Genomic DNA, 13,480 nt, shown 5'->3' on the forward strand with positions numbered 1-13,480 from the left:
CAGATCGCCGTGCATCAAGTCCCCGTATGTTGATGAGTGTGGTGTGTCACCGACCGCGCGATCGCGCTGTTCCTCAGACCACCGTGAACAGGAACACGGCCGTGAAGCCCGCCGCCGCCAGTCCGCACCCCGTCACCAGCAGCACGTACTGCGCCACCGGCGACCAGCTGCCGCGCCCCGCGACCGTCGCCGTGCGCTCCGGGTCGGCCGGGTCGTACGCCACCGTGACGGGTGCGCCCACCTCCATCGCGCGCGTCGCCAGGTCCTCGAACTCGATCTCCCGGCCGGCCGGCAGCCGGAAGGTGAAGAAGTACCGCTGCGCGTCGGACCGGTTGAACGGCTCGGTCTCGACCCGTACGCAGCGGCCCACCGCCCGGCCGCCCGCCCGCAGTGCCCGGAGCACCGCCGCGAGCCGGCGGCCGTAGTACGCGGTGAGCCAGCCGAACAGCAGCATCATGCCCACGAAGAAGACGTAGTCACCGCCCGGGATGTCCATGGGCGCCGCCTACTTGAGGGTGATGGAGTCGAGGATCCGCCGCAGGTCGTCGTCGCCGAGCTTCCCCTTGACCGCGTCGATCCGTACCGCGTACGCCTTCTTCGCGGTGTCGATGCCCGCGACGATCACGCCCTTGACGCGGGAGCCCTTCTCGGTGAACTCGAAGTCGACGCGCCGCGCCTCCGCCTTGGCGCCGTCGGGGCCGTTGACCTCGATCTCCGTCTGCCGCTTGAGGGTCGAGCCGAGCGCGATGCCCGCCTCGGCGCCGATCGCCGCCTCCTCCGGTGTGTCGGCGTTGGTGAAGCCGAGCTGGACGCTGATCATGCCGACGTCCTTGCCCTTCTCGCCGTCCTCGCTCTTCTCGCCGTCCTCGGTGAGTTTCGCCGCCGCCGCGTTGTACTTGCCGCGTTCGGCCGCGCTCAGCGGGGTGAAGGCGGGCGGGTACGCGACGGTGACCGTGGCGGTGCGCAGGGTGCCCCAGCCCTCGGGGAGGGCGCCGCTCGCGCCCGTACCGCCGCCGCCCGTGCCCGATTCGGCGCCGCAGCCGGCCGTCAGGGTGAGGAGGACGGCGGTGACGGCGGCGGTGACGGCGGCGGTGACGGTGGTGGCCGGCCACCGGAGGGGCCTGTGGCTGTGGACTCTGGTGTTCATGGCGTCTGCGCTCCTGTCGCCGGCGGGTCAGTTCGCACAGTAGCTGTACGGGACATAGGTACGGCTGTCTCCGTGCGGAGCGCCGAGGAACTCGGCCTTGTTGAGGGTCTCTTCCTTCTTGTGCGTGGAGACGGAGAAGCCGAGGCTCAGCCCGAGATTCAGTTCGAAGCCGTACTCCGCCGCCTGTGTGTCGCCGGTGTAGTTCGTCCGGCTGGAGAGCCCCTCGTCGAAGAGCAGCTGCCCGAACGGGTCGTCGGCGCCGGGCCGTCTGGTCGGGGCGTGATCGTCGAACATGTACGAGAAGGGGGCCGCGTTGTCGCCGCCGCCGTCCAGCCACTTCTGGGCGATCGCGCGCTGCCGGTCGCCGTCGGAGCCCGGCGGGATGATCACGGAGTTGGTGACGATGTCGATGCCGGTGGTGCCGGAGCCGTCCGTCGCCTTTCCGCCGCCGCCCCGCTTGTCCTTGCCGCTCTTGCCGTTGTCGCCGCCGAGGCCCCCGCTGTCGCTGGTGCTGTCCTTCTCGACCGTACGGGTCATGTCGATCCGCAGCAGCTCACCGGACTTCTTGTCGTACGTGACGGTGATCGTGCCGGTCTGGGTGGAGGAGATGGCGGCGCCGCCGCTGATCGGCCCCGCCTCGTAGCCGACGTTCGAGCCGTACTCGATCGCCGCGCTGTATGTGTACGCCTTCGTCCCGTTGAACTTGTTGTCGGTCCAGGTCACTTCGGGGGAGAACTTGAAGTTGCCGCCGAGGGTGGCGCCCAGCTTCTTGTCGTCGCCCGCCGACACCTTCAGCCCGGCGGACGCGGCGGCCTCAAGCCCGATCTTGCCGTAGGTGATGTGCCGGTCGCCGAGCCGCTCGTTGATGCGATTGCGGAGCTTTTCCTCCTCGGCCATCGGACCCTTGCCGAAGAAGTACAGGATGCTGTTGCCGAGACCGCCGCCCTGTGCGTTGGTGTTCCGGTTGGACAGCTCGTACGCCTTGAGCAACTCGATGTCGTCCCGGAAGGCGGCGGCCTCGGCCTCGCTGTCGAAGACCCATGTGTCGCCGTTGGTGACCTTGATACCGGCGCCGAGTTCGACCTTGTCGGCTCCGAACTTGCCTATTTTCGCGCCCGGTTTCCAGTCCTTCTTGGCGGCGACGGAAGCGGCGTCGGTGAACGTCATCATGACCCGCTGGTCGTTCTCGTCGACCTTGCCGTCCCCGTTGATGTCGGTCTTCGACTGGAGGGTCGTCTGCTGGAAGCCGTACTCCTGGCCCCACTCGATGAAGAGCACCTTCGCCTTGGCGCCGGCCTTGTCGGCGAACGAGGTGACCTGGCAGAGAGCGGGCTCGTAGGCGGCGTCGGTCTTGGCCTCCGGGTCCTTCTTCCCGGGCGCGCCCGGCACGCACGGGCCGCTGAAGGTGACAAGACACCGCAGCTGGGCGGCGACGGTCCGGTCGACACCCGTGCCGACCATCGCGCCCGCCACGGCCGCCACCACCACGATGACTCCCACGTACTCGGTGCCCGTGGCGCCCCGGTCCCGCCCAGGACGCCTCCGTCTCCGTACCGTTTGCCGACTCATCCGAACGCCCCCGTGCACGACCGCGTATCTTTTCGCACGCGGAATCGGAATGGGAGCGTACTGACGTGGGCACAGGGGTGGCGTGGGCCCGTGGGCCCAACGTGGGCCCAAAGGGGAGCTGGGGCCGCGGAATTCACAAACATGGAATTTTCATTGAAACACCAGTGAACTGCTGACTGCTTCGCCCGACTTTGCCAGTGGTTACCGCCCGGTTAGCCGATCACCGACATCCGATAGGTGTTCTCCGCACCCCAGGTCGTGGATAAAGTGCTCGACCAGAAGCCCAGAAGCATCCAGCGGGAGAGAACTGCGGATGCCGGATAATCCGGTGTCCGGAGCCGAACGGGGAACCAGCGTGCCGACCGCGATCGCAGTCACCAGCCCTGATCTGGTGCTGCCACCAACGGACCATCAGACGCCCACCGCTGCGCTGCTACAGTCGCCCGAAGCCCAGCCGCTGGACGCCGCGCTCGCCGACATGCAGGTCCTTGTCGAGCAGCACGGCTATGTCGTCGCCCTCTACCCCGCCACGATCCCGGTGGCGCACGAACGGCGGCTGCACACCGTCCGGTCGATGCTGGAGAGCGACCGGATCGCGCTGCTCAAGCTCGATCTGCCACCGCTCGGCATCGCCGTACTCGTACGGCAGTTGCGGCAGCTGTCCATCTGCGACTTCAGCGCGGGCGTGGTCGCCTCGGCGGCCCGGCTGCTGTCGCACTACATCTACGCCGGAGCGCTGCTCCACACCGTTGCCAAGCTCGACCGGGTGCCGGTGACCCTCAAGGCGCACGCCAAGTCCTGGGTGCCCGGTTCGCAGTTCGGGGTGGTCGCCAATCCGGCGCCCCAGCTGATCAAGATCGGGTCCGGAGAGCTGACCGGACCCGACTTCGCCACCCGGCTGATGGTCGCGAAGGGACAGTCCCAGTCGGACTGGGTCACCGCGACACTGGCGCCGGCGTGGCAGGTCCGGGGTATCGAGGAAAGTGCCCTTCCTGCCGATTCGCGGCGCTGGTGGGGAACGGCCAAGATGGTCGAATTCGCCGCCTTCATGCCGGATATCTCCACTCTTTATCAACTGGTCTCCTCGGTCCGCCGGGAAGTGTGTTCCTGGTGCGGTATCGAACTCATAGGTGACCGCTGCGGTTTCTGTTCGGCGCCACTCATCCCGGCCGGTCCGCCGGCCGCTTCGGCGTCGGCGCCGAGCGGGTCCTCCACGTCGAGCGCGTCGACCGCGTTGGCCATACGGGCCGTGTCGGGTACGTCGGTTGTGCCGGTCAGGTCGGTCGCGCCGGCGGAGAAACAGGGGGCTCCCCAGCGGCGGGGCACCTGACCCGACCCGCACCGCACCCCGTCCCGGACTCTCCCCGCTCCCTCTCCTTCGTCCCTCTCCTCCCTCTCTCCCCCTCCCGTCCCCGCCCAGGCTCTACGTCCCCCGTCACCGAACGAGGTTGTCCCGCTCATGAATTCACGGCAACGCCGCGGCGTCATACTGCTTCTCCTCTCGGTCCTCTGCGCCTTCGGTGCCTTCGCCGGTGTTCTCTCGGTGATCAGCGACGTGAACTCGAAAGTCGGCCCCGAAGTGCGGGCGTACCGACTGAAGTCGGACATCGCGCCGTACACGCCGCTCTCGCCGGACCAGTTCGAGAAGATCACGATGCCCCGGCGCTGGCTCTCCAAGAACGCCGTGACGGATCTGTCCATCGTCAGCGGGAAGATCGCCGTCACCCAGCTCAAGGAGGGCTCGCTGCTCCAGGACGACATGATCGTCAAGCGGCCCGCGCTCGCCAACGACGAGCAGGAGATCGCCATCATGATCGACGCCGCGACCGGTGTCGCCGGCAAGATCACCCCGGGCGCCCTGGTCAATATCTTCGCCACCTTCGCCGGCAACAACGACGGCGCCAAGGCGGAGTCCCGGATCATCGTCCCCAACGCCAAGGTCATCGACGTCGGCCGGCTCACGGTCCTGGAGCCCGACGAGAACGACCGCAACCGCAGTGCGGTCAAGCAGGCCGTGCCGATCACCTTCGCCCTCAAGACGAAGGACGCCCAGCGCGTCGCGTACGCCGAGTCCTTCGCCCAGCACGTACGACTGGCCCTCCTCGCCGACGGCAGCCCGACGACGCTGCGGCCCGGTGAGAACTCCTACACCCTCGAAGGGGACAAGTGAGGGACGCATGACCACCCGAATCCTCCCGGTCGTCGGCGAAACCGACGCCGCCCGGTCCATCACCACCCTGCTCAGCCAGCTCCCCGACGCGGAGCCGGCCGGGCCGGTCGGTGACTCGACCACCCTGATCGACACCCTGGCCCGGCTGGCCGCCGAGTCGATCGACGAACTGCCGGAGGTCGTGCTGGTCCACGAGCGGATCGGCCCGGTGCCGGCGCTCGAACTGATCCGGGAAGTCGCCCTCCGTTTCCCCGCGGTGGGCGTCGTCCTGGTCACCACGGACCCGAGCCCCGGGCTGTTCTCGGCCGCGATGGACTCCGGCGCGCGTGGTCTGGTCAGCATGCCGCTCTCGTACGAGGAACTGGCCCAGCGCGTCCAGGCGGCGGCCGCCTGGTCCGTGGGGGTACGGCGCCATCTCGGCCAGGGCGCCGATGTGTTCACCGGCCCCGGCGGCACCGTGATCACGGTCAGCGGCGCGAAGGGCGGCGTCGGTACGACCCTCACGGCGGTCCAGCTCGCGCTGGCCGCGAAGGCGTCCGGCATGAACACCGCGCTGGCCGATCTCGACCTCCAGTCCGGCGACATCGCCTCGTACCTCGATGTGCAGTTCCGCCGCTCGATCGTGGACCTGGCATCGATCCAGGACATCTCCCCCCGGGTCCTCCAGGACGCGGTCTTCATCCACCCGACCGGGCTGGGACTGCTGCTGGCGCCGGGGGAGGGGGAGCGCGGCGAGGAGATCAACGAGCGGTCCGTACGGCAGATCGTCAGCGCGCTGCGCAACCGCTACGACGTCGTGGTCGTCGACTGCGGCACCCAGATGAACAGCGCGAACGCCGCCGCCATCGAGATGGCCGACACGACCGTACTGCTGACGACGCCGGATGTGGTGTCGGTGCGCGCGGCCAAGCGCATGGTGCGGCTCTGGGACCGGCTCCAGATCCGTAAGGCCGAGGAGACCGTGACCGTCGTCAACCGCCATACGCGCAGCACCGAGATCCAGCCCCCGCTGATCGAACGGATCACCGGCACCCGGGTCGCCAAGGTGACGATCCCCGCCAACTTCAAGGAGTTGCAGGCGTCCGTGGACGCGGGCCGGATGCAGGACCTGGAGGCCAAATCCACGGTGAAGCAGGCGATGTGGGGGCTGGCCGGAGAGCTGGGGCTGGTGAAGATACCGGAGCCCACGGAGAAGAAGCAGGGCAAGTTCAAGGGCGAGGCGGACCGGGGCTCGATCCGGGTCCGCCGCGGCCGTTCGAAGTGATGGACCGGACGGACAGACCGACGGACAGACCGGCAGACAGACCGACAGGCAGGGTTCACGAGGTCGAGGGGGCACGTTGCGCCATGGGCGTTCAACTGAGAGGCAGAGTCGCCGCGCGGCTGCGTGACGACCGGGGACAGGCCGCGATCGAGTTCACCGGCATGGTCCCGGTCATCCTGGCCACGGTCATCCTGCTCTGGCAGGCCGCGCTGATCGGCTACACGTTCTCGCTCGCGGGGAACGCGGCGGACGAGGCGGTACGGGCCGGAGCGGTGGCCCCGGAGGGGGCGCGGACGCCGGCGTGCCGGGCCGGGGCGGAGAAGAACGTGTCCGGGGCGTGGCGGGTGACGGGTGTGAGCTGCTGGTCGGACGGGTCCGAGGTGAAGGCGAACCTCTCGATCCGGGTGCCGCTGCTCTTCCCCGGCGTCAACATGCCGTTTACGGTGCCTGCCCACGCCTCCGCGGTAAGGGAGAGCTGACGATGCTGACCACGCTGACAATAGGGAAGCGCCTGCACGGCACCCCGCCCGGGAGCGGCCGGTCCCGCGACCGGGGCCAGGCCGCCGTCGAGTTCGTCGGGGTGATCTCGCTGCTGCTGGTGGCCGCCCTGGCGGCGATCCAGCTCGGCATCGCCGCGTACGCCATGCAGCAGGCCGGTACGGCCTCCCGCGCGGCGGCCAGGGCGGCTACGTACCGCGAGTCCACGATGACGGCGGACCAGGCGGGGCGCGCCGCGCTGAGCGACTGGCTGGCGAAGGGCAGCGGCTTCACCGTGGTCGGGGGGAACCAGCAGGTGAAGGTCACCGCCAGGGTGCCGATCCCGTCGGTCCTGCCGCTCTTCGACCTGCCGGACGCCCGGCGCAGCACGGTCATGCCGCTCGACTGACCGGGGTACGGATCACCTCGCTCACCCTCAGCAGAAGTACGCACCACCACCGCACCGCCACCACCGCACCACACCGGCAGAACCAGGGAGTTGAGGTCATGAGCCTCAGAGCGCGCATCAGCAGCCCCGAACCGACGAACGGGCAGAGCGAGGAGAGCCTTCTCGTCGGGGTCTACCGCGCCAAGCTCCTGGAGGAGATCGACCTCGCGGAGATGTCCGCGCTCGCGGCGGCCGAGCGCCGGGCCCGTCTCGAACGCGTGCTGAGCCACATCATCAGCCGCGAGGGCCCGGTCCTCTCCACCGGCGAACGCACCCAGCTCATCCGCCGGGTCGTCGACGAGGCCCTCGGGCTCGGCATTCTGGAGCCGCTCCTCGAAGACGCCTCCATCAGCGAGATCATGGTGAACGGCGCGGACCAGGTCTTTGTCGAGCGCAACGGGCGGCTGGAGCTGCTGCCGATGCGCTTCACCTCCAACGAGCAGCTGATGCAGACCATCGAGCGCATCGTCTCGACCGTCAACCGCCGTGTCGACGAGGCAAATCCGATGGTCGACGCCCGTCTCCCGTCCGGCGAGCGCGTCAACGTGATCATTCCGCCGCTCTCCCTCACCGGCCCCATCCTCACCATCCGCCGCTTCCCGCGCGCCTTCACCCTTCAGGAGATGATCGGCCTCGGCTCGCTGGACGAGCAGATGATGGTCCTGCTGGCCGGGCTGGTGCGCGCGAAGTTCAATGTGATCGTCTCCGGGGCCACCGGCACGGGCAAGACGACCCTGCTCAACTCGCTCTCCGGGCTGATCCCCAACGGCGAGCGCATCGTCACCATCGAGGACTCGGCCGAACTCCAGCTCCAGCAGTCGCATGTGATCACGCTGGAGAGCCGCCCCTCGAACGTCGAGGGCAAGGGCCAGATCACCATCCGCGACCTCGTACGCAACTCCCTGCGTATGCGACCCGACCGCATCATCGTCGGTGAGGTCCGCGGCGGGGAGACCCTCGACATGCTCCAGGCGATGTCCACCGGTCACGACGGATCGCTGGCCACCGTCCACGCCAACAGCGCGGAGGACGCGCTGATGCGGCTCCAGACGCTGGCGTCCATGTCGGAGGTGGAGATCCCGTTCGTGGCGATCAAGGACCAGATCAACAGCGCCGTCGATGTCATCGTCCAGCTCACCCGGCACGCCGACGGCTCCCGCCGGATCACCGAGATCGCCATTGTCGACTCGCACGGCCGGGAGGAGTACCGGATCGTCTCCGTCTGCCGCTATCACGCGCGGCCGATGAGTGCGGACGGGCGGGTCCACGGCACGTTCGAGTACTACCCGCTGCCGCGCCGGATCGCGGAACGGCTCTACCTGAAGAGCGAACCCGTACCGCCGGCCTTCGGGGTCGCGACCTCGGAGAAGGAGCTGGCCGTACGCAGGACGGCGGCCTGAGGCACACGCGCCGCCACCACCGACCGCCGACCACCGACCCCATGCAGCCCCTGTCCCCGTACCCCGTCCCCCGTCACCCCTCCCCGTCCCCCCTCCCCGTCCCCGTCCACCGAGAAGGTCCCGCACGACATGGATAATCTCCCGCTCCTGACGATCGGCGTCACACTGCTCACCTGTGTGCTCGGGGTCGTCGGCGTGCACGTGTACGCGTCGGGCAAGACGCAGCAGCAGATGCTCATCGACCGGATGTCCTACACGGGACCGATGGAGACGGCCACCGGCCGGCGCCGCCGCTTCGCGGGCTTCGACCGGTGGCTGCGCAGGACGTCGCTCGGCAAGCGCATCGAGCGCAAGATCGGGGCGACGGGCCTCGATCTGACGGTGGGCGAGTACGCCGTGTACGTCGCGGGCGGAGTGCTGTCGCTGTACTTCGTCGTCGGCGCGGTCTTCGCGCCCTTCTTCGGGGCCCTGGCCGTGCTGATCGGGGTCTGGGGCGGCAACGCCTTCCTCAACTGGCAGCGGGTGAAACGTACGGAGGCGTTCATCAACCAGCTCCCCGAGCTGACCCGGGTCCTCGCCAACGCCACCCACGCCGGGCTCGCGATGCGCACCGCGCTCGCGATGGCCGCCGAGGAACTGGAGGATCCGGCCGGCGAGGAGCTGCACCGGGTCGCCGACCAGCTCGCCGTCGGGCACTCGCTGGACGACGCCCTCGGTGAACTCGCCGACCGGCTGCCCTCGCGCGAACTGGTCGTGCTCGTCACCACGCTGGTGCTGTCCAGCCGGGCGGGTGGCCAGGTGGTCAGCTCGCTGCGCAACCTCACGGAGACGCTGGAGGAGCGCAAGGAGACCCGCCGTGAGGTCAAGACGATGCTCTCGCAGGTGAAGGTCACCGCGCTGGCGGTCCCCCTGCTCGGCCTCGGCTTCCTGCTGATGATCAACGCGACGACACCGGGCGCGCTGGACAAGATGACGGGTTCGGTGGTGGGCCAGGTGGGGACCGTCGTCGCCTTCGCCCTGTACGCCGTCGGCTATCTCCTGATCGGGCGCATGTCCCGGGTCAAGGTCTGAGAAGGGAGGGGACAGACACATGATGGGACTTCTCTACGCCGTCCTCGTGGGGCTCGGTGTGTACGGCGTCTTCCACGGCGTCCGCATGTACCGCGCGGACGCCCGGCTGCCGGGAGACCTCGCGCTGGCCCTTGAGGTCGGTGCCACCCGTACCACCGCCGTGGGTTCGGGGATCGACCGGCTGGGCATGCGCTGGGCGCCCAGCGTGCTCAGGATGATGGGCCCCAAGCGCGTCGACGCGCTGCGCCGGCGGCTCGACATGGCGGGCAACCCGGGCGGTATGACCGTCGACCGGTTCGCCGCCCGGCGCGCGGTGTACGGCGCCCTCGGCGCGCTCGCCGCCCTCGCGATGCTCGCCAGGGGGCAGACGGTCGTGGCGCTGGTGGCGCTGGCGTACGGTCTGGTCTGGCCCGATGTGATCATCAGGGCGTCCATCCGGCGCCGTAAGACGGATATCGAGCGCACCCTGCCCGACTTCCTCGATGTCCTCGCCGTCGTCGTCTCCGCCGGTCTGGGCTTCCGTCAGGCGCTGGAGCGGGTCGCGAGCAAGTACAGCGGCCCCTGGGCGGACGAACTGAGCGTGACCCTGCGCCAGATGGACATGGGCGTCAGCCGCCGCGACGCGTTCGAGCAGTTGCGCAAGCGCAACGCGTCGGAGCAGGTGTCGATGTTCGTCACGGCGCTCCAGCAGGGCGAGGAGCTGGGCGCCCCCATCGTCGACACGCTGATCCAGATAGCCAACGACATGCGCCGCGCGGACGCCCAGAGCGCCCGGCGCAGCGCGGCCCAGGCCGTACCGAAGAGCACGCTTGTCGTGACCATGGTGATGCTGCCCGCCACCATGATTCTGATCGTGCTCAGCTTCTACTACGGATCCGGCGTCGACTTCGCGAGCATTCTCTCCGGATGACAGGGACCTCGGAGGCGGCGGAGACGGCAGGGACGGCGGAGACGGCGGAGACGAACGGGGGTGGGGACGTGGAGACGGACGTGACGATACGGACGACCCGCACCGTCAGGCTGACCGCGCCACGACGACGGCGCTCGCGGCCGACGATCCCGTTGAGACGTTCGCCCGACGCGCCCAAAAAGCCCCGTCCGTCCAGTACACCCAATGCATCCAGTACACCTGATCCATCCGATTCGATCGATCCATCCGGTCCGTCCGATCTGTTCGAACGGGAGGTGACCCCCATGGCTCAGAAGACCCTCACCCTCACGGGCGGGAACACCAGCGAAGTACCCCGCTCGGCGGTAACCGCCCCGAGCCGGCTGCCCCCGCTGCCCATCCAGGTCAACGCCCTCCAGGCGCTCTGCCGGCAGACCTTCGGCTTCCGGCTGGCGATGATCGCGCTCGCCGCGCCCTTCGCCCTCGCGCGCACGTCCTCGCCGCTGGGGACCTGGCTCGTCAGCGCGTCCGTACTCGTCACGTTCATGGTGTCGTACGTACTGCTGCGCGACTGGGAGCGGTTCGGGCCGATCCTGCTGCGCCATCCCGCGCTGCTCGCCGCCGACATGTCCTTCGGCGCGCTGCTCCTGGTGACGGCGTCCCCGGACTCGACGCTCGCGTACGTCACGATCTGCACGCCGCTGCTCGCCGGGCTCGTGTACGGCTGGCGCGGCGCCGCCGTCTTCGCCGTGCTCCAGTCCCTGATCGTCGCCGCCGCCTACGCAGTCAACCCCGACGCGAAGGCCGGGTTCACCGCGCTGCTCCTGCCGGGCCTCTGCGTCATCGCGGGCGCGATCGGCAGCACCCTGCGCAACCTCATGCTCGGCTTCGGCGCCGCCAGCCAGGCCCTGACCGAGGCGCGCGCCCGGCTCGCCGTGGCCGGCGCCGTCGAGGAGGAACGGGCCCGGCTCGCCCGCGAGATGCACGACTCGGTGGCCAAGACCCTGCACGGCCTCGCCATGGCGGCCGACGGCCTCGCCGGCTCGGCCGGCCGGCTCGACCCCGGGACCGTCAAGCGCCAGGCGGAGCTGGTGGCGCGGTCGGCGCGCCGGGCGGCGGCCGAGTCGCGCGAACTGCTCTCGGACCTGCGGCGTGAGTCCGGACTCGACGGCGGCGTGGACGTCCTGGCCGAACTCGCTTCCCGTACGAACGACTTCGCGCGCCGCCACGGGGTCGAGGCGACCTTCCGGCAGATCGGCAACGCCTCCGTACCGCCCCTGCCGCACGCCGTCGCGCGGCACGCGCTGACCATCGCGACGGAGGCGATGGAGAACGCGCAGCGCCACGCCCGCCCCAACTACGTGAACGTCGCGGCCGGGATCGTGGGCGATGTGCTGCGCATCAGCGTCTACGACGACGGCCCGGGCCTGCCGCCCGGCACCACCCTCGACGACCTCCGCCGGGCGGGCCACTTCGGCCTGGTCGGGATGGTCGAACGGGCCGCCTCCATCGGGGCCCGGATCCGGATCGGACGCGGCAGGGCGGCCCGGGGCACGGAGGTACGGCTGGATCTCCCGGCGGTGGTTCTGGCCACGACGGGGGCAGAACCCGCAGGGGCCCCGCTACTGACCTGACCCACTCACCCACGTCAGCCACCCCCCCCACCCACGTCCCCTCAACCCTCGTTCCCCCCCCGACCCTGTTCCCCACACTCTGAGAGGAGGCCGCAGCCATGCCGGACGACATCGCGAGCCCGCCCCCCACTTCCGTACCGTCCGTACCGCCTGTACCGCCAGCACTTTCGGCGACCTCTGTGGCACCCGACGCGACCACTCCCGCGGGACTGCCCGACTTCCCGCCGACGATGCCCGCCGCCCCGGCGCTGCGCGTGGTGGTCGCCGACGACAACCCGGTGGTACGCGCCGGTCTCACCGTCCTGCTCTCCGGCCGCGACGACATAGAGGTCGTCGCGGAGGCGTCGGACGGCCGACAGGCGTACGAGCAGGCCCTGCTCACCCGGCCCGATGTCATCCTGCTGGACGTGCGGATGCCCGGCGTCGACGGCATCTCCGCCCTGCCGCACCTGGTGCGCCTCGCGCCGGTGCTGATGATGACGTACAGCCGGGAGAGCCGGATCGTCCACGAGGCGCTGCGGCTGGGCGCCGGCGGCTATCTGGTTCACGGCGAGTTCACCGCCGACCAACTGGTCCACGCCGTACAGGACATCAAGCAGGGCCGGGCCCACTTCACCTACTCCGCCTCCAGCGCGCTGCTGGCGACGGTGCGGGGCGGGGGCCCCGGCGGTCCCGGCGGGGCCGACGGTACGGGTGGGACCGCCGGGGCTGAGCCGCTGCCCGAGGGACTGGGTACGGCGTTCACCGGCCCCGGCTACATACCCGCCGTTCCCGAGCAACTATCTGCAACCGCACACGGTGCGCCGCCTGGACATCCGCCGTATTTTCCGCCCATGCCGCCAACGAACTCGCAGGTGAGGCAAGTTGAGCAAGGGTTGAGCAGGCAACAATTTGCTCAAGATGCTTCGCTTTCGCAAGCGGATGTGGCACATTCGTTCCAAGGGCGCCAGCAGGCCGCCCCCGCCGGGCATTCCGCGCCACGCGGGAACCTGTACTCCGAGTTGAGTCAGCGGGAGGTGGAGATCATGGATCTGATCGCGTCGGGTATGACCAATCAGCAGATCGCCGCCGCCTGCTTCATCAGCCAGAAGACCGTCAAGAACCACATCAACCGCATCTTCGCCAAGCTGAACGCCGCCAGCCGAGGCGAGGCCATCGCCCTCTGGAACGGCATCGCGCGAGGGGGTGCGAGCCGCCATGGCTGACCGTCTCCCCGGCCCCGTCCGACGGGCCCAATCCCCGCGTTGGGCCCGCAGTTGGGCCCGCAGGCCCATGGCGGGTGCCACCTCTCCGGCGTACGTTTCTCATGTCGCCAGCGAGACCGGCCAGGAGGAAGCCGGAATCGCGAACGACACCAAAGACTCGTACGAGTCGGCCGGACAGCGGCCGGCCGACACCGGAGGAGAACACC

Annotated in this window: 13 protein-coding genes; 10 read left to right on the plus strand and 3 right to left on the minus strand. The window is 69.5% G+C overall.

Translation table 11 applies throughout. The features are described from left to right. Window positions 1-73: 73 nt before the first annotated feature. The 3 genes from DVK44_RS22780 to DVK44_RS22790 are packed head-to-tail and all read right to left on the minus strand — an operon-like array spanning window position 74 to window position 2,647. Window positions 74-496 carry a DUF3592 domain-containing protein gene (locus DVK44_RS22780; protein ID WP_114661332.1) on the minus strand — a complete coding sequence of 141 codons (423 nt, stop codon included), beginning with the start codon at window positions 494-496 and terminating at the stop codon, window positions 74-76. 9 nt (window positions 497-505) lie between these two features. Beyond that, on the minus strand, window positions 506-1,147 hold the full coding sequence (locus tag DVK44_RS22785) for a hypothetical protein (RefSeq protein WP_114661333.1): 642 nt from the start codon (window positions 1,145-1,147) through the stop codon (window positions 506-508). A 27-nt stretch (window positions 1,148-1,174) separates the two neighbouring features. Continuing rightward, a complete protein-coding gene (locus DVK44_RS22790; protein ID WP_228447329.1) occupies window positions 1,175-2,647 on the minus strand; it encodes a hypothetical protein in 1,473 nt (490 codons plus the stop codon). Between the two features lie 382 nt (window positions 2,648-3,029). Between DVK44_RS22790 and DVK44_RS22795 the strand changes: the two genes are divergently transcribed. The 10 genes from DVK44_RS22795 (at window position 3,030) to DVK44_RS22840 (ending at window position 13,274) form a co-directional block, all read left to right on the plus strand. Beyond that, entirely contained in the window at window positions 3,030-4,046 is a 1,017-nt protein-coding gene (locus DVK44_RS22795; RefSeq protein ID WP_228447330.1) for a hypothetical protein, read from the plus strand. A 129-nt stretch (window positions 4,047-4,175) separates the two neighbouring features. Then, window positions 4,176-4,886, plus strand: a complete 711-nt coding sequence (cpaB, locus tag DVK44_RS22800) for a Flp pilus assembly protein CpaB (protein ID WP_114661335.1) — start codon at window positions 4,176-4,178, stop codon at window positions 4,884-4,886. 7 nt (window positions 4,887-4,893) lie between these two features. Beyond that, window positions 4,894-6,150 (plus strand): AAA family ATPase, encoded by a 1,257-nt coding sequence (locus tag DVK44_RS22805; protein ID WP_114661336.1) that lies wholly within the window; start codon window positions 4,894-4,896, stop codon window positions 6,148-6,150. Between the two features lie 83 nt (window positions 6,151-6,233). After that, entirely contained in the window at window positions 6,234-6,629 is a 396-nt protein-coding gene (locus DVK44_RS22810; protein ID WP_114661337.1) for a TadE/TadG family type IV pilus assembly protein, read from the plus strand. A 2-nt stretch (window positions 6,630-6,631) separates the two neighbouring features. Then, window positions 6,632-7,036: a TadE/TadG family type IV pilus assembly protein gene (locus tag DVK44_RS22815; RefSeq protein WP_114661338.1), complete on the plus strand. Its 405-nt coding sequence runs from the start codon at window positions 6,632-6,634 to the stop codon at window positions 7,034-7,036. Between the two features lie 98 nt (window positions 7,037-7,134). Beyond that, window positions 7,135-8,475: a CpaF family protein gene (locus DVK44_RS22820; protein WP_114661340.1), complete on the plus strand. Its 1,341-nt coding sequence runs from the start codon at window positions 7,135-7,137 to the stop codon at window positions 8,473-8,475. 129 nt (window positions 8,476-8,604) lie between these two features. Then, window positions 8,605-9,546: a type II secretion system F family protein gene (locus DVK44_RS22825; RefSeq protein WP_114661342.1), complete on the plus strand. Its 942-nt coding sequence runs from the start codon at window positions 8,605-8,607 to the stop codon at window positions 9,544-9,546. A gap of 22 nt (window positions 9,547-9,568) precedes the next feature. Further along, window positions 9,569-10,456 (plus strand): DUF5936 domain-containing protein, encoded by an 888-nt coding sequence (locus DVK44_RS22830; RefSeq protein WP_114665372.1) that lies wholly within the window; start codon window positions 9,569-9,571, stop codon window positions 10,454-10,456. Window positions 10,457-10,740: 284 nt separating this feature from the next. After that, window positions 10,741-12,069 carry a sensor histidine kinase gene (locus tag DVK44_RS22835; protein ID WP_114661343.1) on the plus strand — a complete coding sequence of 443 codons (1,329 nt, stop codon included), beginning with the start codon at window positions 10,741-10,743 and terminating at the stop codon, window positions 12,067-12,069. Between the two features lie 98 nt (window positions 12,070-12,167). Beyond that, the gene (locus DVK44_RS22840) at window positions 12,168-13,274 is read left to right on the plus strand and encodes a response regulator transcription factor (RefSeq protein ID WP_114661344.1); all 1,107 of its coding nucleotides are present in this window, start codon (window positions 12,168-12,170) and stop codon (window positions 13,272-13,274) included. The last annotated feature ends 206 nt before the right edge of the window (window positions 13,275-13,480 follow it).

This window comes from Streptomyces paludis, from assembly GCF_003344965.1.
Classification (GTDB): domain Bacteria; phylum Actinomycetota; class Actinomycetes; order Streptomycetales; family Streptomycetaceae; genus Streptomyces; species Streptomyces paludis.